This window comes from Paenibacillus terreus, from assembly GCF_042138595.1.
Taxonomy (GTDB): domain Bacteria; phylum Bacillota; class Bacilli; order Paenibacillales; family Paenibacillaceae; genus Paenibacillus; species Paenibacillus terreus.
Map to the genome: position 1 here is coordinate 110,523 of NZ_JBHIRX010000018.1, position 25,896 is coordinate 136,418.

General features: G+C 52.8%; 22 protein-coding genes. 15 read left to right on the forward strand and 7 right to left on the reverse strand.

All coding sequences use genetic code 11. From position 1 onward, the window contains the following. The first annotated feature begins 17 nt into the window (after positions 1-17). Complete coding sequence (locus ACE5KN_RS25120; protein ID WP_375528420.1) at positions 18-854, forward strand: oxidoreductase; 837 nt, start codon at positions 18-20, stop codon at positions 852-854. 168 nt (positions 855-1,022) lie between these two features. Here the strand turns inward: ACE5KN_RS25120 and ACE5KN_RS25125 are convergent, their stop codons facing one another. Beyond that, positions 1,023-1,964: a zinc-binding dehydrogenase gene (locus ACE5KN_RS25125; RefSeq protein WP_375528421.1), complete on the reverse strand. Its 942-nt coding sequence runs from the start codon at positions 1,962-1,964 to the stop codon at positions 1,023-1,025. 235 nt (positions 1,965-2,199) lie between these two features. Between ACE5KN_RS25125 and ACE5KN_RS25130 the strand changes: the two genes are divergently transcribed. Together ACE5KN_RS25130 and ACE5KN_RS25135 are read left to right on the forward strand one after the other, a co-directional pair. Beyond that, positions 2,200-3,078, forward strand: a complete 879-nt coding sequence (locus ACE5KN_RS25130; RefSeq protein WP_375528422.1) for a hypothetical protein — start codon at positions 2,200-2,202, stop codon at positions 3,076-3,078. Positions 3,079-3,188: 110 nt separating this feature from the next. Further along, positions 3,189-3,947: a cyclase family protein gene (locus tag ACE5KN_RS25135; protein WP_375528423.1), complete on the forward strand. Its 759-nt coding sequence runs from the start codon at positions 3,189-3,191 to the stop codon at positions 3,945-3,947. 146 nt (positions 3,948-4,093) lie between these two features. Here ACE5KN_RS25135 and ACE5KN_RS25140 read toward each other — a convergent pair whose 3' ends face one another. From ACE5KN_RS25140 to ACE5KN_RS25150, 3 genes are read right to left on the reverse strand one after another with little or no spacing between them, the layout of a single operon-like run. Further along, positions 4,094-4,879: a DJ-1/PfpI family protein gene (locus ACE5KN_RS25140; RefSeq protein ID WP_375528424.1), complete on the reverse strand. Its 786-nt coding sequence runs from the start codon at positions 4,877-4,879 to the stop codon at positions 4,094-4,096. Positions 4,880-4,937: 58 nt separating this feature from the next. After that, positions 4,938-5,579: a DUF2306 domain-containing protein gene (locus tag ACE5KN_RS25145; protein WP_375528425.1), complete on the reverse strand. Its 642-nt coding sequence runs from the start codon at positions 5,577-5,579 to the stop codon at positions 4,938-4,940. A 51-nt stretch (positions 5,580-5,630) separates the two neighbouring features. Continuing rightward, complete coding sequence (locus ACE5KN_RS25150; RefSeq protein ID WP_375528426.1) at positions 5,631-6,665, reverse strand: DJ-1/PfpI family protein; 1,035 nt, start codon at positions 6,663-6,665, stop codon at positions 5,631-5,633. A gap of 210 nt (positions 6,666-6,875) precedes the next feature. Between ACE5KN_RS25150 and ACE5KN_RS25155 the strand changes: the two genes are divergently transcribed. From ACE5KN_RS25155 to ACE5KN_RS25185, 7 genes are all read left to right on the forward strand, one after another. Beyond that, positions 6,876-7,562, forward strand: a complete 687-nt coding sequence (locus tag ACE5KN_RS25155) for a response regulator transcription factor (protein ID WP_375528427.1) — start codon at positions 6,876-6,878, stop codon at positions 7,560-7,562. Between the two features lies 1 nt (position 7,563). Then, the gene (locus ACE5KN_RS25160) at positions 7,564-8,898 is read left to right on the forward strand and encodes a sensor histidine kinase (protein ID WP_375528428.1); all 1,335 of its coding nucleotides are present in this window, start codon (positions 7,564-7,566) and stop codon (positions 8,896-8,898) included. Positions 8,899-9,212: 314 nt separating this feature from the next. Further along, positions 9,213-9,524 (forward strand): thioredoxin, encoded by a 312-nt coding sequence (trxA, locus tag ACE5KN_RS25165; RefSeq protein WP_375528429.1) that lies wholly within the window; start codon positions 9,213-9,215, stop codon positions 9,522-9,524. A 238-nt stretch (positions 9,525-9,762) separates the two neighbouring features. Continuing rightward, a complete protein-coding gene (locus ACE5KN_RS25170) occupies positions 9,763-11,082 on the forward strand; it encodes a hypothetical protein (protein WP_375533177.1) in 1,320 nt (439 codons plus the stop codon). A 106-nt stretch (positions 11,083-11,188) separates the two neighbouring features. Continuing rightward, on the forward strand, positions 11,189-12,205 hold the full coding sequence (locus tag ACE5KN_RS25175; protein ID WP_375528431.1) for an NAD-dependent epimerase/dehydratase family protein: 1,017 nt from the start codon (positions 11,189-11,191) through the stop codon (positions 12,203-12,205). Beyond that, positions 12,205-13,326, forward strand: a complete 1,122-nt coding sequence (locus ACE5KN_RS25180; RefSeq protein WP_375528432.1) for a dihydrodipicolinate synthase family protein — start codon at positions 12,205-12,207, stop codon at positions 13,324-13,326. Before ACE5KN_RS25175 ends, ACE5KN_RS25180 begins: the two co-directional genes overlap by 1 nt. Continuing rightward, the gene (locus ACE5KN_RS25185; RefSeq protein WP_375528433.1) at positions 13,317-14,282 is read left to right on the forward strand and encodes a GNAT family N-acetyltransferase; all 966 of its coding nucleotides are present in this window, start codon (positions 13,317-13,319) and stop codon (positions 14,280-14,282) included. The genes ACE5KN_RS25180 and ACE5KN_RS25185 overlap by 10 nt, the downstream gene beginning before the upstream one ends. A gap of 115 nt (positions 14,283-14,397) precedes the next feature. On the opposite strand, the gene ACE5KN_RS25190 is transcribed toward ACE5KN_RS25185, so the two are convergent. Continuing rightward, the gene (locus ACE5KN_RS25190; protein ID WP_375528434.1) at positions 14,398-16,224 is read right to left on the reverse strand and encodes a family 20 glycosylhydrolase; all 1,827 of its coding nucleotides are present in this window, start codon (positions 16,222-16,224) and stop codon (positions 14,398-14,400) included. Between the two features lie 140 nt (positions 16,225-16,364). Beyond that, complete coding sequence (locus ACE5KN_RS25195; RefSeq protein ID WP_375533178.1) at positions 16,365-18,605, reverse strand: helix-turn-helix domain-containing protein; 2,241 nt, start codon at positions 18,603-18,605, stop codon at positions 16,365-16,367. 268 nt (positions 18,606-18,873) lie between these two features. Here ACE5KN_RS25195 and ACE5KN_RS25200 point away from each other — a divergent pair, with 268 nt between their 5' ends. The 5 genes from ACE5KN_RS25200 (at position 18,874) to ACE5KN_RS25220 (ending at position 24,385) form a co-directional block, all read left to right on the forward strand. Further along, entirely contained in the window at positions 18,874-19,878 is a 1,005-nt protein-coding gene (locus ACE5KN_RS25200) for a Gfo/Idh/MocA family protein (RefSeq protein ID WP_375528436.1), read from the forward strand. Continuing rightward, entirely contained in the window at positions 19,865-20,806 is a 942-nt protein-coding gene (locus ACE5KN_RS25205; RefSeq protein ID WP_375528437.1) for a Gfo/Idh/MocA family protein, read from the forward strand. The genes ACE5KN_RS25200 and ACE5KN_RS25205 overlap by 14 nt, the downstream gene beginning before the upstream one ends. A 200-nt stretch (positions 20,807-21,006) precedes the next feature. Next, positions 21,007-21,912: an ABC transporter permease gene (locus ACE5KN_RS25210; RefSeq protein WP_375528438.1), complete on the forward strand. Its 906-nt coding sequence runs from the start codon at positions 21,007-21,009 to the stop codon at positions 21,910-21,912. An 18-nt stretch (positions 21,913-21,930) separates the two neighbouring features. Next, positions 21,931-22,797 (forward strand): carbohydrate ABC transporter permease, encoded by an 867-nt coding sequence (locus ACE5KN_RS25215; RefSeq protein ID WP_375528448.1) that lies wholly within the window; start codon positions 21,931-21,933, stop codon positions 22,795-22,797. Positions 22,798-22,849: 52 nt separating this feature from the next. Then, positions 22,850-24,385 carry an extracellular solute-binding protein gene (locus ACE5KN_RS25220; protein ID WP_375528439.1) on the forward strand — a complete coding sequence of 512 codons (1,536 nt, stop codon included), beginning with the start codon at positions 22,850-22,852 and terminating at the stop codon, positions 24,383-24,385. Between the two features lie 147 nt (positions 24,386-24,532). Here the strand turns inward: ACE5KN_RS25220 and ACE5KN_RS25225 are convergent, their stop codons facing one another. Further along, on the reverse strand, positions 24,533-25,777 hold the full coding sequence (locus ACE5KN_RS25225) for a carbohydrate-binding protein (protein ID WP_375528440.1): 1,245 nt from the start codon (positions 25,775-25,777) through the stop codon (positions 24,533-24,535). Between the last annotated feature and the right edge of the window lie 119 nt (positions 25,778-25,896).

Here is a 25,896-nt window from a genome sequence, read left to right on the forward strand (position 1 = left end):
GGAGGTTTCGAATAAATATGGGGAAAGTTTGGTTAATTACAGGCAGCTCTCGCGGAATGGGAAGAAATCTGGTTGAAGAAGTTTTGCAGCGGGGGGACCAAGTTGTTGCAGGGGCGCGCCGGCCAGAGCAATTGAATGATTTGACGGCGAAATATGGCACACGCATTCTTCCCGTCGCTTTGGATGTTACCGATACAGAGCAGGTGAAAACGGCGGTTCAACAGGCAGTCGATACGTTTGGCGTCCTGGATGTGCTTGTGAACAATGCCGGATATGCCAACAGTTCACCGATTGAAGAAACGGAAGAGGAGGACTTGCGAGCTCAATTTGAAACGAATTTTTTTGGTGTCGCCCATATGACGAAGGCTGTTCTCCCGATTATGCGGAAGCAGCGTTTCGGTCACATCATGCAAATTTCCTCGATAGGCGGCCGGGTTGGGGGATCGCCCGGGCTCAGTGCTTATCAAGCGGCGAAGTTTGCCGTAGAAGGCTTTTCGGAAGTGTTAGTCAACGAGGTGAAACCGCTAGGGATTCAAGTGAGCATTATCGAACCTGGAGGCTTCCGCACGGATTGGGGCGGCTCATCCATGCAAATAAGGCAAGTGGGTGAGGATTATGAGGAGACTGTGGGCAAGATGAATCGTTTCCGCAAAGAAAGAGACGGGAAGATGCCTGGAGACCCCGCTCGAGCCGCGAAGGTTATCGCGGATATTGCCAACCTGGAACAACCGCCTTTGCGCTTGCTTCTCGGCTCGGATGCGCTCAAACTCGCGCGGGAATCATCCCGGTCCCGTGCAGCCGAGGCAGAACAGTGGGCAGAGGTCACCGTTTCAACAGATTTTCCAGCGGAATAAGCTGTGTAAAGATTTAAGCGGAAAGCATGACTATGCCGAACATAAACGTGAAATAGCTGAGCTCATTGAAATGCAGCGGCGCTCTTTGCTCGAAACGAGTCAGGGAGCGCCGCTGGTTCTTTTCGGATCCGTTTTGGATCCCAGGCATCATCGTTGCTAATCTTACAATCAACCGATGTGAAGCACGGCTTTGCCGGAGAATTTCCGCTCCATTAGTTTGTGGGCGACGGTGTCAATTTCGGTCCAAGGCGCTTCCACTTCGATCCGTGGCGTCAGACGGCCGTCTGCGACCAAGCGGGCCAGCAATCCCAGATCGTCCGCGGCAGATTGACGAGTCAGTTCCTCTCCGAGAAAGAAGCTGTACAAGGTTCTTCCGCCGCTGGTCACCAAATTCATCATATCGATCGTCGCTGTATTTGAAGACGAGAATCCAACCGCGACGCAAATGCCCTGCGGCGCAAGCTGCGGCAGCAGAAGGGCAAGCGTATCGCCGCCTACCGAATCGATGATCAGATCATAGGGCCCGAATTGGGCGGCGGATGACATTGCGGAATATCCTACGATCACTTCGTTGGCCCCGGCCTCCAGCACAAGCTTGGCTTTCTCCTCCGTACTGGCCGTGCCTACGACAAATGCGCCGGACTGGGCCGCAAGCTGATGGGCGAACAGCCCGACGCCGCCGGTAGAGCCTGTAATGAAAATTCGCTTGCCGAGCAGCATGCCGCCTTTTCGCAGCGCATTAAGCGCCGTCAGGCCGGCTACGGGCAGGGTTGCCGCCTCCGCGAAGGTGAGCTTGTCCGGAATTTCGGCCAGCATCGATACGGGGGCGGCCACTTGCTCGCTCCAGGCGCCCATCGGGAGTAAACCGACAACCCGGGCTCCTTTTTGCGGACCTGCTCCGTTCTTGGCCGGATCGATGACAATTCCGGCGAAATCCCAGCCGGGTCGGCTTGATGCTTCCTGATCCTTGGCGTCTTTTACTTCACCGCGATTAAGAGAGACGGCTTTCACCTGCACGAGCGCTTCCCAAGGCTGGGCCAGTGGAGCATCAACCTCCTTGAAAGCCAAATGTGACGGAGCAAGCGGATCAACTGCAATGGCACGAATCATATTGCATCTCCTCCATGAATTGGTTGTGTGTCATTAGATGACTTTCGATTTCATTGAGGAGTATACTTTAATTAAATGATCACCCCAAGTGCAGAACTACACTTCGGAAGAAAAACGTCTATCGACGTAATTCAAAGAGGCCAGACCGCGTTTAGCAGTAGTTTTTCTTGCGATTTCAGGAAGCTTGTACCAAGAAGTTTATACTTCTGAAATCTTAAAAAAAGGGGAGAGGAAGATGGATATACATACGGAGAATTCCAGACTTAAAAACGTATTGGGAGAGATTGAAGCGCTGCGAATGAAACGCCAGCGGCAGCTTGCGGATCGGCCTCATCCGTCCTTGAAGCGGTTCACGCAACAGGAGCTGAATGACGAGGCTTTCGCTTCGTATAAAAATCTCCTGGTCGGACGTTCCCGCCGCATGCCGGATCGTCAGACGATGATGAGCATCGCCGAGTATCTTGAGTGCACTTCCGACGAATGCAACGATCTGCTTTTGGCAGCCGGTTACCTTCCAATCCAGACCGAGTTGGAGGGTCGGGCGTTGGAGCGTGCATTGGAGTGGGCGCAGCAAACGATGAGGGCCATTCTTTTTCCCGCCATGATCATAACGCATACGCAGGACATCAAAGGAGTTAATGAGCAGTTTCGCCGCTTGTTTGATATCCCTCTTGATCGTTCGTACGACGGCTTTATGAACAGGGTTGATTTTCACTTTAATCCTGATTTGCCAATCCGGCCGCGCTCCACTTTCGACAAAGCATCGTACGAGCAGTGGGAGGCGCACGCCATAAACGGAATAAATGCCTTCAAGAGGGAGCATATACTGTCCCGCTATGACGCTTGGTATCAGAAATTGCTTCACAGAGTTCAAAAATATAACATGGACGAATATTTAACTATGCCCGATGCAGGGGAAGAGGCTGATCACACGCAAACCATATTGGCCAGAATGGAAAGCTCCGGCGAGCTTGTTCCCGTTCGCTACAGGCAGGTTTCCATTTCCACAGGTGGCCGTGTATATCCGCAGATTGAGGTTTTCCTGCCGGTCGATGCGGCCGCGCGTAAAGTTTTTGAGGAACTGGGGTGTCCTGCAGAGTGCGGATTCGTCTAACCTTGTGTTAATAGTCCTAACCTGTAAACTTGTACCTGCTTCCTATATATACCATGGATAGGGTGTCATGATACACTACAAATGATTGAGAGAACAGGAGGGAGAAAGCTATGAAAATGATTGATCTGAGTGTGCCAATCAGTCCGCGCATTCGTGAGCCGCTGCCGGCACAAATCGAATATGCGTCCCATGAGAGCGGGGCGGTACAAGCGGCTGCTTTACTCGGATTGAAGCCGGAAGACTTCCCGGAGAGCAAGGCGTGGGCAACGGAAACGGTGACGATGAACACGCATGCGGGCACACATGTCGACGCGCCATGGCACTACTGGCCAACCTCGGAGGGGAAGCCAGCCAGAACGATTGACGAGCTGCCGCTTGAATGGTTTTATTCTGACGGCGTTGTGCTCGATTTCAGTGCCAGGCCGCAAGGATATGAGATTACGACAGAGGATCTGATCGTGGAACTGGAGCGGATCGGATATACGCTCAAGCCATTCGATATCGTTCTTATCAGAAGCGATGCGGACAAGCGGTTATACCAAGATCATTATGCATTCTCCCACGTGGGCGTATCGGCGGAAGCGACGGTGTGGCTGCTCGACCAGGGGATTAAGGTTGTCGGCACGGACGGCTGGGGCTGGGATATTCCGCTCAATCTGCAGGCCGAAGCGTATAAACGCGAGCCGAAGGAAGGTGTTCTGTGGGCGGCGCATTTCGTGGGCAAGGACAGGGAATATTGCCAGATCGAAAAGCTTGCCAATTTGGACAAGCTCCCCAAGCCTTACGGCTTTAAAGTCTGCTGCTTTCCGGTCAAGGTGGAAAAAGCAAGCGCTGGCTGGGCACGTCCGGTCGCTATTGTGGAGGACTAGCCCCAATAGGCCGGATTGGCTTAGACGGGTATAATACAAAAAAAGCCTAGAACAGAACTTGCGCCTGTTCTAGGCTTTTTTACCTGATCAAAAATTGCAGGAGATTGGCGATCTCTAACGGGTATTCAAGAATAATTCATAGAAATTTATTCAGATGCGGTCTGATTCTTATTAAAGTCGACTGGCGCAATGCCTTCCGCCCGCCACACGGTTCCTCTTTGCTCGTACTCAAACAAATTTTCTACGGAATTTGCGATTTGCGGACCAAGCTCACGCTCCACCAAATACAATGCCACGTCAAGCCCTGAAGTCACGCCTCCCCCGCTCACAAGGCGAGGATTATCTTCCACGACTCTTGCTTCAACGGGAACTGCCCCGGTGGCTGCCAGCGCAGGCATGCCAATTTGATTGGTAACGGCATATCTGTCTTTCAACAAACCTTCCATAGCAAGCAGCAAAGAGCCTCCACATACGGTAGCCACAGTGACTTCCTTATTAGCAAAAGCTTGCTTCATCATACCCGGCAGGGCAGTCCCGTTAGCTTTCATTAATATATTCGGGATGGAATCCTCCGCATTGCCTGCCGGTTTGCCTGCCGCTCCGGGCACCACAATAATTCCAGGACGATTCGGATCCAATGCGGCTTCCGCTTCGAGGGCAGGGCCATTCAGACCGCTCAGGACGGAGCGCTTGCCTTCTGCGGATACCAATTCCACCGTAATTGCCCCTCCGGAGTACATTCCCGCGGCAGCGAATACTTCATAGGGACCCATGACGTCCAGCAGATCGAAACCGTCGAATAATACGATTTGCACATGTATATTTTTGTTCTTGGCTGCATCATTGCTTTCTTTTGCTTGCGTACTTGCTGCAGGGGCTACCAGAGTGAGAACCAGTGCCAGTGACATGAATAGTCCAACGATTTTTTTCATTCTTATATCTGTTCCTTTCATTTAACTCAGGGCATAAACGGAATGAAATCCGTTTGTCTTAAGCGATTTTTTCTCCTGGTTGACGGAGTGTTCTAATGATCATTTCAGGAATGACCAGCAGCAGTACAATGGAGCCGTAAACGCCAATGATATAGCTGGTAGCGTAAACAAGGCCGAATCCCTGATGAAAAAGGGTGGTGATCAGATGAATGAACATATTCGTAAAGCAAAAGGCGTAACTGCGGATCATCCAGTTCCGGTGGCGGATCATCTGTTTCTTTTTGATCTGTACAAGCGCCATAATGGTTGCAATCGGCCATATCATATTAAGCAAATTGAAGCCGATACTGCTTATTCTTCCTCCGGTGGCGTAAGGCGCCATGTATCCGGAGGTCAGCACGACAACAAGCACGGACACGATATAAACGTAGCCGTTGATGCGATGGAACCTGCGGCTTTTTTCAAAGATTCGATTGGAAAAATTGAGCAGCCCCGACGCCATGGCGATACATGCAAACCCAACATGAATATACATCACGTTCAGCCAGACAGGGAGATTAAGCTCGCGCCTGAGTCCGGTTTTACGGCTTAAAAATCCTGCCGCTCCGGGATCGATCATATAATTTTTCACCAAGGCGTATACGATAAACAAAATGCTGATTACGGTCAATAGTCTGAATAATGTTCTTTGTTTCTTCATGAGCTCCAAAACCCCCGCGGTTCCATATTGACTACCAACATGTAATTCTGGTCAGGAAACTCGTTTTCCTGTTAATTTGGATGCAGGCAGTATACCAGCCTTGGCAATTCCGGTCATGTCATCGCCGCTTGCTGTAACCTCGAATTTCAGATTTAAGCGCATGGGTTTGGTGATGCGAAGCGACCAGACCAGCATGTTGTCCTGAAGTACAGGATTTATCAATTCAACGATCTCATCTCCTTGTGCTGCCGTCCCGCGGATCAGACCGTCACTTGTTGATATGGAGAGCTTGACCTCCATTTTCCCCACCGGTGTAGTGATGGTTGTATCCCAATCCCCGTTGAAGTCAAGCGCCTGTGTGATTCTGTTCTCCGGAGTGGCAAAAGTCATGGGCGCTTGCTCCGCCGCGCTGCTCGGTTCGTTATCCGTCAAGGTTTTATGACCTTTGGGCGCCATTCCTGTTGCTTTCCAAGCCGTTCCCCGCCGTTCAAATTCAAATAACTGTTCCACTGCGTGTGCGATGCGCGGTCCAAGCTCACGTTCCACCAGATACAGCGCTACATCGAGTCCCGAGGTTACGCCGCCCCCGGAGACGAGGTTGCCGTCATCCACAACCCGTGCCGGGACAGGAATGGCCCCCGTTGCTCCAAGCACATCCATCCCGAGATGATGGGTCACTGCCGATCTGCCTTCCAGAAGCCCTCCCATGGCCAGCAGCAGGGAGCCGCCGCATACTGTAGCGACGACGATGTTTTTTTGTCTGAACGCCTGCTCCATCATGACAGTCAATTCTGTATTCACGGCTCTGCCCAGAATGGCCGGAATGGAATCAGGGCCATCTCCTTCAACGTCACCCGCCGCACCGGGCACCAGAATGATGCCCGCATGTGCCGGATTCAGCCTGCCGCTTGCTTCAATTTTTAACCCGTCGATGCCGCTGGGCACGAGTCTGGGCCCTTCAGCGGTGACGAATTCCACATTTAGAGCGTTGTCAGTATGCGTCGCAGCAGCGTGAAATACTTCGTAAGGCGCAATGGCATCCAGCAGATCGAAGCCGTCAAAAAGCACGATTTGAACCTTTAACATCCATAAATCCTCCTTTATCCGTGACTGCGCAGGACAAGTCATTACCCGCGGTATTGGCCGCCCGTGTTCGCAAAAAAATAGTAACAAACAGATATCTCAAATGAAGCTGCAAAAAAGTCACAAAACAATAAACATTTCATCACAAACCAAGTAGTGGCGTTAGCTTCTTGCGGCAAAAATGTTAAACTGGAATCCGAAGGTGGGATATTGATGAGCGAAGCAACGACAATACTGGTTGTAGATGATGATCAAAGCATATCCGAGCTATTGAGAGATTTTTTCGAGTTTGAACATTTTCACGTGATCACCGCTTGTGATGCCGCTCAGGCGTGGGACGTGTTTGAGCAAAATTCCATACACTGCATTATTCTTGACATCATGATGCCGGGACAAAACGGGTTTGAGTTATGCCGCCGGATTCGGGGGAAGAGCAGCGTTCCTATCCTTTTCCTGAGCGCACGCAGTGATGATGTGGACAAGATTCGCGGGCTGACGCTCGGCGGTGATGATTATATTGTCAAAACCGCTTCACCCGGCGAGATCGTAGCCAGGGTAAAAGCTGTATTGCGGCGTTCCGTTTCTCAGCAGCAAATGGATGTAAAGAGCCTGGATTTTGGCCGCATCAAGCTGAATCTGTCCACAAGAGAAGTGATCGTGGATGGGAAAAATGTCGTGCTCACGCCGAAGGAATACGAGCTGCTGCAATTATTTGCCGAGCATCCCAGACATGTTTTTACATATGAACAGCTGCTTGATAAATTTTGGGACGGGGTGGGCGACAGGCATACGATCCGGGTCCATCTCGGCCGGCTGCGTGAAAAAATCGAATCTGATCCGAATCATCCGCAATACCTGGTCAACGTATGGGGAGTAGGCTATCGCTTCGAGGGAGGATAACATGAAGACACTTCGCATTCGCACATTTACTTTTCTGTGCCTTTTCTTCATATTGCTGGTGCCGTGGATCTTTTATCTTACAGCTCATTTCATGGAGACCAAAACGCTCAGAATCACGGAAGATCGTCCGCAGGATGAGCTTATGCAAAGACACTTGATGGAGATCACTCACCTGATCGAAACGGGCGCTGACAAATGGAAGGATCCGAATTGGCAAAATCAATTGGTCAAAGCGCTGCAGCAAGGGAACATGGACGTGGCTATTTTCTCTGCGTCAGATCAGGTTATCTACCGGTCTAATCCGGAGCATCGTGGCGCTTTGTCATCAGCTGAACAGTTCTCTGTCATCGAGGATGGCCAGCTGCGTGGAAGAGTCATCATTTACCTGCCGCAGCCGCCAAAAACGGTTCAGATGATTTCCATGCTGGCCGGATTTTCATTGGCTTTCTTTGTCGTCGCGATGGAAATGCGCAGGTTCCTGCTGAAGCCGCTCGAAAGGATGAGCTTTGCGGCCAGACAAATCGCCGCGGGACATTGGGATGCGGAGCTGCCCCAGTCCAGGATTGCCGAAATCACTGCCGTACACGATGGATTTGCAGTAATGGTGAAGGGGCTGAAAAATGCTTTTCGGAAGCAGGCGGAATTGGAGGAAGAACGCCGCTTCGTGATTGGGGCTGTCGCGCATGATTTGCGGACTCCGCTATTCGCCTTGCGCGGTTATTTGGACGGCTTGGAACAAGGTATTGCCCAATCCCCGGAAAAAGTAGCAAAATACGTGGCGGTATGCAAGGAAAAATCAGCACAATTGGACCGGCTGGTGGAGGATCTTTTCACATTTACAAAGATGGAGTATCTGGAGACTGGGCTTAACCCAAAAACGGTTGATTTCAACATCATCATCCGGAAGTCCATTGACAGTTTAAGCCCGCTGGCCCGGGAAAAGCACATTTCGATCACGAACCATGCCACGGACGGCTGCTTCATAAGCGGGGACATGCATTTATTGGAGCGTGCCATCAGCAACCTGCTGGATAATGCCGTAAGGCACACCCCACCTAATGGCGAGATTGTTGTTCAATGTTATGCGGATCATGAGCAGGTAAAGTTTGAGATACGTGATAACGGACCGGGTTTCTCGGCAGAAGAGCTGCAGCGGGTGTTCGAGCCTTTATATCGAGGGGAAGTGTCCAGGAACCGTTCAACCGGAGGCAGCGGATTGGGGCTGACGATTTCACAAAAAATGATCAGGCAGCATGGGGGCGAGCTTGCCGCAGGCAACCACCCGGAGGGAGGAGCACTACTGACCGGCTGGATACCCGTAAACCATACAGGATAAAAAGAGTTCATACAGCCACTTTGCAGCCAGGACAGAATCATCTTGGAGCATACACCGGAGTCTGTGATATTTTCTGTTGTTAAAAACCGCCGCATCGGGCACAGCTTGGTCCGATACGGCGATGTCCCGGAGAACACTTTTTTGTTGACAAATGTTTATTTTGGATATATTGTAGATTCGTAAAGTCTATAATTTAACTTTTAAATATATTTCTTAGCATCTGCCCGTTATTATGGACCCGCAGAGGCAGAATTTTTTTGAAAATTATAGACATTAAATATCCCTAATATTCTTTTTGTGAAAGGATGATACTGATGGCTATTCAGCATGCAACAGATGCCAATTTTAAGGGTATGGTGCAGACAGAAGGAGTAACCGTAGTGAATTTTTGGGCTTCATGGTGCGGTCCTTGCAAAATGTTTGCGCCTATTCTGGAGGAATTTGCAAGGGAAGCAAATGATTCCATTAAGGTAGTGAAAGTGAATGTAGATGAGAACCCGGTAACCTCGTCCCAGTTTCAGATTATGGGCATACCGAGCACCCTTATATTCAAAGATGGAAAGCTCCTTCATAAAGAGGTAGGCATACTGCCGAAAGGTGTTCTGAAGCAGCTCACTGCTTCCTGAACAATTAGGGCCAAGTTATACGCGGCCGATATCGACGAATGGATAATATCTATAAGTGGAGCCCTTCAAAATTCTGGAGGGCTTCAATTATTGGGATAAAACATGCTTCCTGGAGAATTAGGATTACTAACGTGGGAGTATTGGCTTTAAGTTTCAGCTGACTTGTTGTATATTACGGGGAAATAAGGGGCAAGGCTTTCAGACAGTGCAAGGCGGCCTAATCCATTGGGGTGAATGTATGATGCAAATAAAAGTTGGCATTATCGGCACAGAGGCAATCGTGAGCCGCGTCTTGCGGGTGTTGAAATCGTTTCCGACGTTTCAGCCGGTCAATAGAACAGTTCAGGATGAAGGAGAGGCAATCCGGGCGGCGGAAGAACTGGGGACGGATGTTGAAGCGCTGGTGCTGTCGGGAGCTCTTTCCCATCGCGCCGTCAAGCTGCGTGCGGCATTGAAGGTGCCTGCCTTTTACGTTCCGCTGAACGGAGGGGGCCTGTATAAAGCGATGTTCACTGCACTGCGGACGGGCAAACTCGAAGGAGGTATATCTGTGGATTCCCTCACGAAGGCGATGGTGAGCCGGACGCTGAATGACCTGGGGCTTGATCATGTGAAGACCGTCATCTATGACGGACCGGCGTACGCTTCAGCAGAAAAGCTGATCGCCTTCCATCGCCGATTGACGGACTCGGGCGAATGCGCCATGGCGTTCACGGGTGTGGAGCAGGTGGCGGAGCAATTGACCCGGTTATCGATCACCAATGAGTGGATCGTTCCGTCCGACCAGGACATCATCGTTACGCTGGAGAGGGCGCTTCTCTCGACCGAATCGCGCCGGAGCAGGGAGTCGCAGATTGTCGTCGGCATCATCACCGTGGACGATTTCGGCAAGATGGCGCTGAAGCGGACGAGCGAGCATGAAGTGCAGAAGCTGAGGCTGGACATCCATCGGATGGTGCTCCATTATGTCGAGCTCTTCGATGGTTATTTGACGCCGCTCGCAGGGGATGAATATTTGTTTTTCACCACCAGGGGCATTTTTGAACGGGAGACGGGCGGTTACAAGACAATACCTCTTTCAAAGGATGTGTATAAGTCGTTCGGTCTCTCTTTGAGCGTCGGAATTGGTTTCGGGATGTCGGCCAACGATGCGGGAACGAACGCGCGAAGCGCGCTCCGCAAAGCGAAGGAGGCGGGCGGCAACGCATGTTATATGATCCGGGAGGACGCGACGCTTATCGGGCCTTTGGAGATGGCGGATCCGGTGCAGGCGATTCTCGCTCCCACCGATGCCGCGCTGATCAGGCAGGCGGAGCAAGCAGGCATGACGGGGGCCTATCTCAGCAAACTGCTGCAGCATATGGCCAAGTTCCAAAAATATGAATACAAGGTACACGAGCTGGCGGCCTTGCTGAACATCACGACCCGCAGCGCCCACCGGCTGCTGGGCCAATGGATCGACGGCGGCTTGGTTGACATTGCAGGCTTTGAGAAGGTGCCAAAAGGACGTCCGCGGCAAATCTACCGTTTTACATTTCTGATGGACAAATCGTTGTAATCTGTCGGCATCGATTTAAAGACGACATTATGTCCTGTCTTTATATCTCTCTTCATCGTATGCTTAAATGCGAGGAATGTATACGATGCAAGAGAGGAGAGGTCGGATGAGAACGCTTGAACAATTGGAACGAAAGCTGGCGGAGCCTTCGGAGCCGCTGGTGCGGGATTTGGCCAGTCTATCCGGAGACATCGTGCTGCTCGGGGTCGGGGGCAAGATGGGGCCGAGCTTGGCGAAGCTTGCGATGAACGCGATTCGCGAGGGAGGAATGAACAAGCGTGTGATTGGCGTATCACGCTTCTCGAACGCCGAAGCGCGCCGGGAGCTGGAAGAGATCGGCGTGGAGACGATCTCCTGCGAGCTGTTGGACGATGAGGCGCTGCAGGGTCTTCCTGACGCGGAGAACGTTATTTATATGGCCGGTAATAAATTCGGCACGAAGGGACGGGAGTATTATACGTGGGCGATGAACGCATATTTGCCAGGACGTGTCGCCGAGAAATACAAGGAGTCGCGCATCGTCGTGTTCTCGTCAGGCAATGTCTATCCGTTCCTGCCTGTCTCCGGCGGCGGTGCCACGGAAGAGACAGCGCCGGAGCCAATCGGCGAATATGCGCAATCCACGCTGGGACGAGAACGAATATTCGAATACTATTCGCATAAGAACGGAACTCCGATGACAATGTACCGGTTAAACTACGCAATTGATTTGCGTTACGGCGTTCTGCTGGAGCTGGCGAGAGCAGTGAACGAGGGGCGCGAGATCGACCTGACCATGGGATTCGCCAATGTCATCTGGCAAGGGGACGCCAACGAGAGGGCACTGCGCTGCATGAGACATTGCTCCAGCCCGCCCGGCATCGTGAATATTACGGGACCGGAGACGCTGTCCATCCGCTGGACCGCGAATGAATTTGCGCAGCGGCTGGGCAAGGAAGCTCGGTTCGTTGGAATCGAAGCGGAGACGGCGCTGCTGAACAATGCGGCGAAGTCGAACCGATTGTTCGGCTATCCGCGTGTTTCGCTGCTGCAGATGATCGACTGGACGTCGGAATGGGTGCTGCACGGCGGCGAGGTTTGGAACAAGCCGACTCATTTTCAGGAAAGAAAGGGGAATTTCTGATGACGATTCATTCGGAGAAGCCCCGGACATTATCCCCTGAGCTCAATGCTGCACTGCAGGACGGACTGGTCATTCCGGCCCATCCGCTGGCACTGAACGAGGAGCGCAAGCTGGATGCCCCAAGCCAGCGCGCGCTGACGAGATACTATATCGCGTCCGGGGCCGGAGGCATCGCGGTAGGCGTTCATTCCACCCAGTTCGAGATTCGGGATCCCCGGCACAATCTGTTCGAGACGGTGCTGGCGATGGCTGCGGAAGAAGTTGCGAAAGCTGGAATCCAGCGTCCGTTTATTCAAGTCGCGGGCATTTGCGGGCCGACGGATCAGGCGCTGCGGGAGACGGACATCGCCCTTCGTCTCGGTTATGATGCGGCGCTCCTCAGCATGGGAGGGCTTGCGGATTGGACCGAGCAGGACCTGCTTGATCGTACCCGTCAAGTGGCGGCGCTCATTCCGGTCATCGGTTTTTACCTTCAGCCGTCCGTAGGCGGGCGGACTTTTACATATGATTTCTGGCGGCAGTTCGCTGAGATTCCGAATGTTGTGGCGATCAAGATGGCTCCGTTCAATCGTTACCAGACACTTGATGTGGCCAGAGCGGTCTGTTACTCGTCCCGCCGGCATGAGATTGCGCTGTACACGGGGAACGATGATAACATCATCGCGGACTTATTGACGACGTTCCGCTTTGATATCGATGGTAGCCGTGTGGAAAAGGCGATTGTTGGCGGACTGCTTGGCCATTGGGCGGTGTGGACGCGCAGAGCGGTCGAGCTGCTCGAAGAGATCAAGCAAGTCCGCAAGTCTGAGACAATTTCCAGGGAATGGTTGACTCGAGCGGTCCAGGTGACGGATACAAACGCGGCGTTTTTTGATCCGGCGCATCATTTCGCGGGCTGTATTCCGGGAATTCATGAGGTGCTGCGCAGGCAGGGTCTTATGAAGGGTATCTGGTGTCTGAATCCTGAAGAGACGCTTTCGCCGGGCCAGATGGAAGAGATCGATCGGGTATACGCGCAGTATCCCCATCTGAACGATGACGAATTTGTCGCCGCCGGCCTGCCGCAATGGAAACACTGCGCCTCACATCCATCGTTAAATCAGGAGGAGTCATGCTCTTAGAACAACTGCAAGATCAGCATTTGCACGAAGTGTTATCCCTCTGGAACGCCGAGTTGGGCGATTCGTATCCGCTCCGGCTCAGGCTGCTGCAGCAGAATGTAATGGAGGACAACCGGCTGATGCGGGATGGTTCTTGGGTGGCGAAAGCCCCTGGTACGGAAAAGATCATCGGTTTCGTGATCGCCAAAAAGAGTGGAGCAGAGGATGAACGTTTCGGACTGAGCAGGGATGTGGGCTGGGTTCACGCACTGATCACCGCATCCGCTTGGAGAGCAAGAGGTATTGGAGGAGCCTTGCTTGAACGGGCCGAGCAGGCACTGCGGGCGGCCGGTATCAAGCGGATTGTCCTCGGCAACGACTTGCACCGCAGAATGTTTCCCGGCATCCCGGATGAACTGGTGGAGACGAAGCGATGGTTCGAGAAGAGAGGTTACGTCTGTCGGGAGCAGGTCTACGATCTGATCAAGGTCTATGAGGCCGATGAGGAAGCGTGCCTGCCCTTTATGGGAGAAGTGACGGCCAGGCTCGCCAGTCCCCATGATCGTGACGCACTGATGGATTTCATGTCCCGCTGCTTTCCCGGCACATGGGATTGTCAGCACCGGGATTACTGGGAACAGGGCGGAACCGGACGCGAATACGTTGTACTGGAGAAGCGGGAAAAGCTCATCGGCTTCTGCCGTATCAATGACGCCCATTCGCCTTTGCTGGCCCAGAATGTATACTGGGCTCCACTGTTTGAAGACGAGCTTGGGGGGATCGGTCCGCTCGGAATCGATGAGCATTATCGGGGCCACAGGTACGGGATCTCCATCGTCCAGGCTGCGATCCATTATTTGAGAAAGCGCGGTATTCGGCGGATCGTGATTGACACGACTCCGTTCGTTGATTTTTACGGCAAGCTGGGTTATGAAGTTTGGAAGAAATATGTGAAATATGACAAAGGCTTTGAATAGCTTCTGACATCTTAAAAAAGGGTTTATGCAATAAGTGAGCGAGTATCGGTGGTCGGATTCCCACCAACACTCGCTCTTTTTTCTTTCCCCAGGGTTCATGATTATTCAAGGAATGTTATTCGAATCCCTCTTGTTTGGTCTCTTCCGTTAACCCGATCATCTTGTACAGATTCTCATCCAGATAATCGTGCAGATAGAAGCGGGAGAGAAGATAGTGCTCGGCCATATCCGCAGGCTGGAACATCCGCAGCGCAGCTTGCATTCGCGTTCGGGCGCGACGCAGCCCTACCCGGGTGACCCGGTAGTTGTTCGTCAGCGAGCGCCATTCGGGCTCGCTCCCGGGATACAGCTGCCAGCGGTAGACATATTTGTGAATGGTTCTCGACCGATCGGCCGCCGTCTCATAGTCAATCATCGCCGTGATCAGGTGTGCTGTATCCGGGTTTTTGACCACAGCGTCCAGCAGCTTGGGCATGGCTGAGTAGTAGTCTGTGTCGTCATGGCGGCCCAGCAGCGCTTCGGCCGTTTCCGGACGGATGCCATGGAAGATATGCAGGAACCGGTCGATGAACCGGCTCCCGCCGGATCGCACCCGGTTCCAGCATGCATCGGCGAAGTAAGCGGACGTATACCATGAGGTCTCGAATATTCCATACGGCACGCCCAGGCTGAAGACGGCCGTCCAATTGGTGCCGACGAGACCGGCCAGACTATGCTCTCCCGCAACTTCTGCCCATTGATCGATATTGGCTATTCTGGCCTCCACGAGCGGGTAGTTCTGATCGTCCTTGCGGTCGAAGCAGCGCACAGACGGCGCTCCCATAACCTCGATGCCGAGATTGCGCAGGCGGGAAGCAAGCGGGGAGACAAGCCGGTTGATGTTTTTGCCATTATAGTGCCAGATCATGACGGTGACGCGCGGATCGAGCATACGAAGCTGCGTGTCGGAGCAATCCGCAAGAATATCCTGCCAGATGATCGGCTTTTTGCCGAGTGCGCAAGTATGCCCGATCAGTCTGTTGACGAAATACAGGAAGGCCTGATTCCGGGAACCTTTGAATAGCTCGCGGCATGTCGGGCATTCACAGAGGCTGTAAATTTCATCACAGCCCAAATGCAAATAACGGGAGCGGGGATGGCGGGCCGCCACTTCGTCCAGCAAGCTGGAGACAAGCGCGAACGACTCCGGCCGGCTCGGGCACAGCTCCCCAGTCGATGATTCCGTCTCCCGCAGATGCTTGTACTCATCGCGGCCGAGAATGTACTCCAGGTGTCCAAACGTCTGCTGCAGGGGGATGACTTCGATGTAATTCCGGTGCGCGGCATCCAGCAGCTCGCTTAGCAGTTCGCTCGTAAGCGCGTGCCGGGGGTGTGCGAGCTCCTTATGCTGCGCGAACGGGAACTTGTCTTCGTATTCGATCAGCAGCGCATTCGTCTTGAAAGCGGCCATCGTGTCCAGATAATTGATTAGCAGCTCCGGCTTGGAGAAGGTCTGGCGCAGGTCGTAGTTCATGCAGCGGAGCGGTACGTCCGGCCAATCTGTAATGTCGACGGCTTGGAGAGGAGCTCCCTGATCCAGCAGTTGCCGCAATGTCTGCAATCCGTAAAACATGCCCGCCGCGTCATTGGCGGCGATGAGGACGGTTGAACGGGAGAGCGTCAGACAGTAACCCTCGCGCGGCAGCGATTGCACGCCTTCTAGCAGGGAAGGCCTGTCCTTTTCCGTCTGTGGCCCCCATCTTAACGAGTATGGAAATGCGCTGCCCGAGTGCTCCACATACTCCACATGCGGTATACTTCCCGGGAACAGCCTTCGGATGGCCTCCGTCAATCGCCCATCCGGTTCCGGGGCGGACAGGATCATGCGGCCATTCGGATCGGGTTCGTACATTTCCCCTTCACGGGGGAAGACGCGTTTGGCAAGCGGCAGTGTCGTCAACATGGAATAATCCTCCTTGGAAAGGCTGTTTTTTTGATAGCGTGGTGAAATATCAAGTGCTCAGCGCGGAATCGTTCTGGAGAAACGACGTGTTCGCCTCTGCCCTGGATTTCAACCCCAGGCTCTTGTTTTTCACCGCTCTTTCAAGCTTTAAGCCGATTGTGGTGCCTGCGGAATTCGCTCGGCGTAATTCCAGTGAACCTTTTGAAAACACGATTAAACGAAGCGACCGTATAATAACCGACAAGCGCAGCGATTTCCTGCACCTTCAAATCGGTTTCGCGGAGCATTTCGGTAGCTTTGTTCATTCGTACAGTCAGGATAAAGTCGCTGAAGTTCGTCCCCGTTTTTTCTTTGAAATAAGTGGATAAATAAGGCCCCGTAATGCCGAGCTTGCCTGCGATCATGTCCAGCGACAGGTCGTCCCCGTAATTCTCCTCAATATATTCCATCACGAATTTGGTAATCACGTCTGTCTCGGACTTTTTGGCTTGAATGGCGGCCGCCGATTGCGACAGGAAGCGGTGAAAGAAAGCCTTGTACTGCTCCAGCGTATAACAGGCCTTCAGCTGATCGTACGGCGATGCGCCTTCGGTGAACGAGTGGATTGAAATGTTTTGCGCGTACATGATCTTAAGAGTTTTGGTGACGATTTCCTCGGCGAAATCCTGAAACTGCCGCGCCATCGCCCCGTCCTTTGCCAATTGAGCGAGCAAGTGGTCCATCAGGGGAATTGTAACATCACTGCAGCCGGACTGCAGGTTGGCCGTCAGCTCATTTTCATCGGAAAGTGAAGGAATCATCAGGGTCGGCTGCGGCCGCCATTCTGTGATGAGCTGTACGTCTTCGCCCAGCCTGCGCTGCCTGATGAGGTCCAGGACGTTCTGGTAAGTCTCCGTAATGTCTGCCGAGCTGCTGCGAACCGGGCTGACGGCGATCGTAAAGTTGCAATAATCGGAATCCTCGTTCAGCAGTCCCGCCAAAGCATCCAAATCCTGGGGATGTCCGCTCCCGAGTCCATTCCTGTCGAACAGAATGGATAGAATCTGATCCTTTTCCAGCTGAAAGGTCAGGGAATTTTCGTACAGGCTGGAAAAATGCGCGTCGATCAGCTCTTTGTATGTGTTTAGAGCGCGCTGGGGCGTGTTTGTAATCTCTGTGGCGAATCTTCCCTTGAAATCAATGTGTATTAGCACAAACCGATAAGGCTCGTCCGCGTTCAGCGCGGAGGGGAGAGGAGCTTCGGAGATATGTATTTTTTTAAGCCTCGCCATATAGGCAAACTGCTGCAGCAGATTATTTTTTGATTGCAGGTCCTCATGATATTCCTGGTTCAGGCGTGATAAGTTGCTCAAGGTACTGTGGAGCAGATTAAACTCCTTGATGCGGCTCCCCCGTCCAACGGAACTTCCCACTGCGTTCAACGACTGGGCCGAGCGAATCATGTTCGCCAGCGGGTTGTGGAAGCGTTTGGAGAAATAAAAAGAAATAATCAGACCGATCAGAAGGGATAACGCGAGCAAGGCCTCCATGACCAGATTCAATCGTTGAATCTGGGCGGCGAATCCCGCATCGGAGACGATCTCGACGTAGGTAAAACCCGTATCCGGGGCTGTACGATAAAAATAGTAATTATCGCCCAATCGCTCGTAGCCGACCCCCGTTTTGTCCGCAATGACATCAGGCAGAGTGAAGCGGTCCGACGAGGCGAAGAGGACCTGGCGATCTTTGTCTAGAATATAAAAGCCGCTGCCCGGTTTGGATTTATGGAACGCTTCATAAACTTCTTGGCTATCCAGCAGAACGATAAACGCGAAGCGGTGGTCGAAGGCGTTCTTGATCAGAATCGGCATAAAGATGCCAAGGGATTGGCGTTCGAATGCTGTTGCGGAGCTGAAAGCAGCGGCAGGATACATTTTAAAGCTGGCATCGTTGTCCATTTCATGCTTCCAGAAGCCGGCTGTGTATTCCGGGGAATTGTAAAATTTGGAAAACATCGTTTCCGCATTGCGGGTGCCGTCGCGTTCGATGATAAAATCCTCATCCTTGAAGTAATAGATTATATTGTTCACGTAAAGCAGGGGGTTGTTCAGCTTATGCTTCAGCTCTTGATGAACGTCTACGACAACGTTGTACCGGTTCATGGGGTCTTCCCGCCTTAAAATTTCCGTATCGTTTTCGAACAGGTAGTCCAGCGTAAAGCTTCGGATGAGTTTAATGTGCTTCTCGTAGTTGGCAGCAGTGGCGTCGAGGTTAAGGCTGCTGTTCAGGATAATTTCATTTTTGAGATGCTCGCGGAAAAAAGAGTAGGCAAACCAATAAATGGACACCAGCAGCAAAATGATTGCGATGAAGCTGCCGAACAAGGTGTAGAAAAGTGACATTTGATTATTGGCTGTTCTTTGGAATCGTATTATACGCTTCATCCTGTCATCCTTTCCGAAGCTTGTCGCGTGGTATTTTAAAATTGAGTATAATCCGGTGTCAGTTATTCTCTCAATATTCTTTGCTTTGGAAACTTATCCTCTTTTAAGATTCGCTGCAAAATCGCTGCCATTTATAGATCTGCTGAAAAACGAAAGATATCATGATATTACTTCTCCCAGGGCGATGGTAAGATAACTCCGATCTAAACGGGGAGGATGTGAATGAATGGCTTATAGCACAGCAGTAATAGGAGCCGGTGGAATTGCCGGCAAGCATCTTGCGGCGATGAGCTTGACGGAGAAGCTCGTCCCATGTGCAGTCGCGGATATCCACGGCCGGCGCGCGAACGATCTGGCGGACCAATACGGCATTCGGGCTTATTCGGGTTATGGGGAAATGATCGAGCGTGAGAAGCCGGATTTCGTGGTTATCACATTGCCCCATTATTTGCACAAGGAAGCCGCCATGTTCGCGGCGGAACATGGATGCCACATCATGCTCGAAAAGCCGATGGCGCTTACTGCGGCGGAATGTGATGAGATTGCTTCTGCCGTTCATGAGAATCGGGTTAAGCTGATGGTCGGCCATACACAGCATTATATCGCGGAGAATCTGGCGGCCAAGGAATGGATTGAGAGCGGAAGGCTGGGCAGGCTGGCGATGGTGAATGACAGGCGCCATCTTCAATATGACACGCCGGCAAGACCCGACTGGTTCTTCGAAAGGGCCAAGGCCGGAGGAGGCATTCTGATGAATTTGGGGTCTCATTCGATCGATAAGATTCAATGGCTGACCGGCAGCAAGGTGACAAAGGTGAAGGCCGCGCTCGATTACGGACAATCGAGAGGGGACGTTGAAGGGGGCGGCGCCGCGTTTTTGGATACTGAGGCGGGCATTCCCGCAACAATGTCGCAATCAGGGTATCCGGGGGCCGTGGTGGATGAGACAGAGCTGCTGTTCACGCGCGGCAGCATGATGCTGCGAACCGGAATCGGCCTGTGGGTCAGCGACGGCGGTCCTTATCGGGAGGTGCCTGTTCCCGCCCGGGAGAACCCTTTCCTCCGCCAATTCGAGGATTTGATCAGCGCCGTGGAAGATGATCGCGAGCCCGCCTGCTCAATGGCCTACTCCCGCAGCGTGGTAGCGGCGGTAGAGAGCCTTTATCTCTCCCATGAGAAGGGGGCGGAAGTTCTCGTCAACGAGGGAGGTGCGACCCATGACCGTCACTGAAGCGGCTAAGCGATCCGCGCTCCCTCTGCGGGTCGGAATGATCGGGCTCGATAACTCCCGGGTCGTCACGTTTGCGAGACTGCTGAATGACGACAGCCATCCCTATCATGTCGCTGGCGCACGCCTCGTTGCCGCCTGGCCGGGGCTCGTATCGCCCGACTTTCCGATGAGCGCGCAGCGGTTTGACGGATTCGTCGCAGAGCTGAGGGACCGTCAAGGCATCCGGATGACAGAGACGATCAACGAGGTGGCGGAGCAGTGCGACGCTCTCATGCTGGAGGCGGTCGACGGAAGGACGCGTGCCGACTTGTTCGAGCGGATCGTGGCCTTTCGCAAGCCTGTTTTCGTCGACAAGCCCTTTGCATTAGGCTCTGCCGACGCTGAAAGAATGCTGGCACGGGCAGCCGCCTGCGGCACGCCGCTAATGAGCTGTTCGGCGCTTCGGTACGCCGCGGCTTTGACCGAGGGGCTGCAAAGCTGGGGGGAGGAGGCCATGGGCGCAGACTTTTACGGACCGCTGCCACTGGAGCCGACGCAAGCGGGCTATTTCTGGTACGGCATTCATACTGCCGAAATGCTGTTCCGCGTGCTTGGCCCCGAATGTGTGGAGGTCAGGGCGAGACGAACCCCTGACCACGACGTCATTGTAGGGGGATGGAAGGATGGCCGGATCGGCACGATTCGCGGCACCCGAACAGGCAGTGAACAGTTCGGCGGCGTACTGCACGGGAAGACGTCTTCGCGGACGATTGAGGTCAGCGCGGAGGACAAGCCCTATCTGGCCAGCCTGCTGGAAGAGATCATACCGTTTTTTGCAACAGGACGGCCGCCTGTCGATACCGCAGAAACGCTGGCGATCATCCGTTTTCTGGAGTCTGCGAACCGCAGCCTGCTTTTGGATAAGCAAATCAAGATGTCCATATCGTGATGGCGATCCCGAGATGCGGATGTTAAGCTGCCGGGAACGAAAGCAGTCGTCCTTTAACGCTTATCCTTTGTTAAGAATGTTCTTTTATCTTGGGATACCCGTATAAGAGTGAAATTTTCGGATGACGCATCATTGATGTGCGGCTCCAGGATTCGTAAGATGGTCCGCATAGACAAGTTGAGAAAACTGGAGGATGAGAAATGGCGTTATTCCGATTCAGGTGGAACAGAAGCAAGTACTTGCTTCTGCTTTTTTTACCGGCGCTGGTGTACTACATTCTGTTCAAGTACGTGCCGATGTTCGGCATCTTGATCTCATTCAAGGACTACAATGTTTTCAAAGGCATATGGGCAAGCGAATGGGTCGGCTTCAAATATTATTCGCTCTTCTTCCACAGCCCCGACTTCCCCAAGCTGCTGCGGAATACGGTGGTGCTCGGCTTTTACAAAGTCGTTTTCGGCTTTCCCGCCCCCATTGTGCTCGCGCTCCTGCTTAACGAAGTCCGCGTTGGAATCGTCAAGCGGCTCGTCCAATCGGTCAGCTACATGCCTCATTTCATCTCAAACGTCGTCGTTGTGAGCATGATGTTCCTGTTCTTGTCCCCGACGAACGGTCTCGTAAACCAGGTGATCGACGGCTTGGGTTACAGCTCGATCAACTTTATGCAAAACGAGCATTACTTCCGCACACTTTATGTCCTCTCCGAAATCTGGCAGCATGTCGGATGGGAGACGATTGTCTATCTGGCGGCGGTGAGCGCCATCGACCCACAGCTGTATGAAGCGGCCAGGGCAGATGGCGCAAACCGCTGGCATCAGCTGCGCCATATTACGCTGCCGGGTATCGCGCCGGCCATCGTCATTCTGTTCATCCTCAATATTGGTCATGTCCTGGATATCGGCTTCGAGAAGGTGCTGCTCATGCAAAATCCTTCGATTTATTCCACTGCAGACGTGCTCAGCACGTATGTGTTCCGCACCGGCATTCAATCGATGAACTACAGCTATGGAACGGCGATTGATCTGTTCACAAGCTTTGTAAATCTGCTGTTTATTCTTACGGCCAATTGGATCAGCCGCAGGACGAGCGAAACAAGCCTGTGGTGAGGAAAGGGGAGAATGATCATTAAACCCAGATTCGGCGTCTTCGATGCGCTATTGTACCTTATCTTGTTCCTGATCGCGGCTGCTGCACTGTATCCTTTTATCTATATGATCGCTGTTTCGCTAAGCGGCACGGTTCCCGTTCTGAAGGGAGAGGTATACTTTTGGCCAAAGGAATTCACCTGGAACACGTATGCGGCCGTATTCGATAACCCGGCCATCGGGCGAGCCTACCTCAATACGATCCTCTACACGGTGCTCGGCACGGCGATCTCCCTGCTGGTCACCGCAGCGGGAGCCTATGCACTTTCCAAGCGGGAAATGCTGTTTCAACGCGGTTTTATGGTCATGGTCGTCATTACATTGTTCTTTAGCGGCGGCATGATCCCGACCTTCCTGGTCGTCCGGAGCTATCATCTGCTTGATACGATCTGGGCCATGGTGCTGCCGGGTGCAGTCAGCACGTGGAATCTCATCGTCATGCGCACCTTTTTCTCCGCCATGCCGCGGGAGGTGGAGGAGTCTGGCAAGATCGACGGCCTGAACGATATCGGAATTTTTATCCGGCTTGTGCTTCCGTTATCCAAAGCCATCCTTGCGACCATCGGCTTGTTTTACGGTGTCGCGATCTGGAACAATTTCTTCTCAGCGCTGCTGTACTTGCGGGATACGGATTTGTTCCCGCTGCAGGTCATTGTGCGCAGCATGGTGCTGCAGGGGGCGGGCGGGGCTAACGGCGCCGCGAACATCGGCGGGGACAGCATGATCATTGATGAATCGCTTAAATACGCGACGATTATCGTGACGACGGTTCCCATTCTTTTGGTCTACCCGTTTCTCCAGAAGTATTTTGCCAAAGGGGCGCTGATCGGGTCGGTCAAGGGTTAACATACATGCATCATCATTCCGAACTTTAGAAAAAAGGGGCGAGGGGGAACGTATGAAGAAGAAATTGGCAGCTGTCATGTTATCCGTGGTCATGGGACTGAGCTTGGCACTAGGCGCATGCTCGAACAACGGCAATGAAGGTGGTTCGTCTGCATCAGGCACACCGGGGCAGGAGAACCAACAGACGTTTACTTTTCTGGACTACAGCAATCCGAGCTGGCCGTTCGATGAAAACTGGAAGGTATGGGATTATATCGAGGAAAAAACCGGCGTGAAGCTTGACGTGCAATTGCCGGCGGGCAATCTGCTGGAGGATGCGCTCAGTCTGGCGATCGCTTCAGGGGATATGCCTGATCTGATGTGGACGCAGGAGAAGGCGGTTGCAGACAAGTTCGGCCAGCAAGGCGCACTTGTCAACATCCTTGATTATGTCGACGAGATGCCCAACTTCAAGGCATGGATGGAGAAATACCCGGCAGAGACACAAAACATGCTGTCGGCCGACGGCAAAATGTACGAATTCCCTAATCAAGGCCTTGGAGAATCGAACCGCCGTACCTGGATGTATCGTGAGGATGTATTCAAGAAGCTGAACTTGACGCCGCCAACGACGTGGGATGAGCTATACGAGACGTTGAAGAAGCTGAAGGCTGAATATCCTGACAGTTATCCGCTTACGTTCCGCAACGGGCTGCATTATTTTTACGATTTCGGCGCCACCTTCAACGTGCCGGCTCCGGTTCAGGCGCAAAAGGCAAGCGTATACTTCGACAGCGAATCCGGCGAATGGAAGTACGCGCCGGTGCAAGAGGAATATAAGAAGATGCTCGCCTACTTCAACAAGTTTTACCGGGAAGGTCTCATCCCGAAAGACTTTTTGACCCTGGACACCAAAGTGTGGCAGGATATCGTATCTACCAACCGGGCGTTCATTACGCTTGACTATATGGGGCGTATCGATTTCTACAATTCCGCGCTTCGTCAGGACAATCCGGAATTTACGATGAGCTTTATGGCACCGCCGGCAGGATGGGAGGGTGGCCCGCAGAAGAACGCCTACACAGCGACGTCGGAAGAAGGTTTTATGATTTCCTCCAAGTCCTCCAAGATCAAGGAAATCGTCAAGTTTATTGATTTCTTTTATTCGGAGGAAGGGCGCAAGCTCGTTAGCTGGGGCAAGGAAGGCGAGTCTTACAACTCCGGCGGCTTCATCGAGAAGTATGCCGATATTGCGGATCTTCGCAAAAAGACGGGGCTGTCGACGGACGGCACCTACACCTGGTTCGACTTCGACGCTCACATCTCCGTTTCTTCGCCTGAGCTGAAGTACGCTTATGAACAGTCTCCAAAATATGACGGGGAGAAGCAGCCGCAGCCGGCCTTTACGCCGGACGAACAGCAGATTCTGAGCACGAAGGGTGATTCGCTGAACAGCCATCGCGATGAGAACTTTGCCAAGTTCATTATGGGCACACGCAGCTTCGACGATTGGGACAAGTTCATCGACGAGCAGAAGCAGCTGGGCTGCGAGGAAATCGTTTCGATATACAAGCAAGCGGACGAACGCGCGAAAGCAGCCGTGCACTAATTTTGAGCTGAAAAAGCAGGTCCTGAGTCTTATCGGCGGGGCTTGCGTATCGTCTGCGTTCACCTGCATTGAAAAAGGCGGCGACGGGAAAGAACTCCCGATCACCGCCTTTTCAGTTCGCTGCCGATGGTTCTTGAAGCAGCCTAATCAATACAGTTGGGTTATTTTCCACCAATTTATATCGAATCCGCCCGTAGAGGCATAAAGACCGAATTGGTTAGTGCCGGCCGGAATTTGTACGACATGGGACACCGTTCGGTAACTGGACCAGCTGCCCGTGTTGGGAACATCGATTTCACCCAGTACGGTCCCGCCCGAGTTAATGTCCAGCGAGATCCTTCCGCCGTTATTGGGCGAAGCCACTCTGTATTCCACGAGATAGGTGCCCGTCTTTGGAATCTGGACATTGCCGAAGGCGATCCAGTCCTGGCTGTCAATACCGCCGACGTTTAGCCCCCCGCCGACATCCGGAGTCGGCTCTGTCATCACACCGCTCATGTCTGTATAATCCTCCGCCTGGAACGTCCGCTCGTAACACCCCCCGGCACTCAACTCGCAGATGTCCGCCCGATTCGTGGACACCTTCAGATCGTCGTACCATATATAAGAGTCGTTCGCAGGTGCGAAGGACGGAGTGGCACCGCCAAAGAAGGAGGAGAAGTACGCTTTGTCCACTAAATCCGAGTTGCGTACGAAGCGCAACCCCGTGATGTTAGCTGCAGAGACGCCGTTGTACCAAATTTGAATCTCCCCGTCAGGATTGGCGTTGCCGTTCGTTACCGTATTGACTTTGAGACGTTGAACGATATTTACCCATGTGCCCTTCGGATAATAAATATCAGAGCCGTTGCTGTTTTTCAGAACTGCATAATCCCCGTATTGGCCCGCATCGTCCATATGATAATAGTAGATCGCGGCTTGCCCCCCGCTGCGCCAAATCATGCGTGAGCTGAAGCCGTTATAACCTGTGCAGGTCTGTCCGCCGGAGCATGAGGCGCCTCCCGCAAGCCCGATTCCGAGCTTCCCGGCGAATTCCGTCGTTCCCCAACTGTAGTCACTGCTGAATCGGACCCAGTAGGACAAATAATATTCCCTGCCTGGCGTCAATTCGAACGGAGCCTGCGCACCCGAGTTGGCCGGATCGATCTGTCCTTTAGGATAGAACACACGGAGGGACTGACCGCCCGAATGATTGAAGTTATAGCCGTCGATCCAGGTTCGGGTGCTCATCCCGTTGTCCCACGGAGCATTCCAGCCGTCCTCGGCCCATTCGCTTAACGTATAGGCGGTTCCTCTTTCCGGACGTTCAAAGGTATTGATTTGGGGAGCGGCGAAAGCGGCGGTCGAATTCATCATGAACAAAACGAGCAGTAAAATTAACGTTTTACGCATTGAAAGCCTCCTTTTATCCGGGATTTATCCTTGCAGTTTCTGATACCGGCGGGTTCCGCCAAAACCTCCTTTCCTCACTGGGTTCGGTCTTTACTGATTGCGCCCAAACCTATTTATCC